The sequence below is a fragment of the Serratia sp. OS31 genome, from assembly GCF_014164835.1.
Classification (GTDB): Bacteria; Pseudomonadota; Gammaproteobacteria; order Enterobacterales; family Enterobacteriaceae; genus Serratia; species Serratia liquefaciens_A.
The window spans coordinates 1-1,115 of the sequence record NZ_JACJFQ010000096.1 but is presented as its reverse complement, the minus strand read 5'-3'; the positions used below and the strand labels follow the sequence as shown (position 1 = coordinate 1,115).

Here is a 1,115-nt window from a genome sequence, read left to right as displayed (position 1 = left end):
GTATTGATTTTTCCCGGCCGGGAACACCAACGGATAATGCCACAGTGGAGTCATTCAACGGCAGGTTACGCCAGGAGTGCCTGAACGAGAACTGGTTCATGTCGTTGGAGGATGCACGGTGCAAAATCGAGGCGTGGCGTATACACTATAATCAGAGGCGTCCCCATTCTGCACTGGGCTGGATGACGCCAACCGAATTCGCTGAGAAGTCTACCGGTTGCCAGAATATGCAGCCAACATGAAGCCGGTTATTCCTGATTATGGCTGGATCATATTCGGGGTCAGTTCACACACTCATTTGCGAAGATTGTGTTGAATGCATGGGTTCGACCCGGTTAATTATTTGACAGATGCCAGTATAAATAACTAGCATCTGTCAGTTCAGGTCTTAATTTAAGATCTTATTAACAAACGTCTCAATTGTATTGACAAATTTTTTACAACCTAACTGCCCGCCGACAGCAATAGCAGCGCCAGCGAACGCACCTGGCGGACCACCGACAACCGTACTAAGGACACCGATGCCCGCAGTACCGGCTTCACAAACAGTTACAGCAGTATTATTACCACCGCTGACTAATTTCAGATCCATATCATTCAGTACTTTCATTACATTACCTTTATATAAATAAAATAATAGATAGAACTTGATTTGCTCTGCCATCTTCCACCCGTGTTTTATGTTGCGTGGAAGTTGTGTTCCTTAAGAACGAGATAATTATACATGTCAAAATGTAAACTGGTTGTTGTATATGTATATATTTAAGATTAATTGTAAGTTTAGTAAGCGTCTCACCAGGCTTGCAACTACCCACAATCATATTAATGTAATCATTAAGATAGAGTGGGTTAACCTTATTTTCAGGGTAAGCGTATGCTGTGTACCGTCTGGCGATTTTCTGACACCTTCGACAAAGTGGTTCCCACCAAATAGTAGTGGGAACCAAAATGTCAGATATCCAGAAAAATGTTATCGCCGGCAGGCGAAAAGGCTGCCCCAATTATCCTCCAGAATTTAAACAACGACTGGTGGCCGCGTCCTGTGAGCCCGGCGTCTCTATCTCAAAACTGGCGCTGGAGAATGGTATCAACGCCAATCTGTTGTTTAAATGGCG

3 protein-coding genes are annotated in these 1,115 nt (G+C 44.1%); 2 read left to right on the top strand and 1 reads right to left on the bottom strand.

Annotated features, from left to right (window positions below):
* Positions 1–242, top strand: a 242-nt coding sequence (locus H5P17_RS26460) for an integrase core domain-containing protein (protein WP_182825922.1), incomplete at its 5' end; no start/stop codon positions are given.
* 146 nt (positions 243–388) lie between these two features.
* Here the strand turns inward: H5P17_RS26460 and H5P17_RS26455 are convergent.
* Positions 389–664, bottom strand: a complete 276-nt coding sequence (locus H5P17_RS26455; protein ID WP_182825921.1) for a hypothetical protein — start codon at positions 662–664, stop codon at positions 389–391.
* A 284-nt stretch (positions 665–948) separates the two neighbouring features.
* On the opposite strand from H5P17_RS26455, the gene H5P17_RS26450 reads away from it, so the two are divergent.
* A partial coding sequence (locus H5P17_RS26450; protein WP_182825920.1) for a transposase occupies positions 949–1,115 on the top strand: 167 nt, incomplete at its 3' end.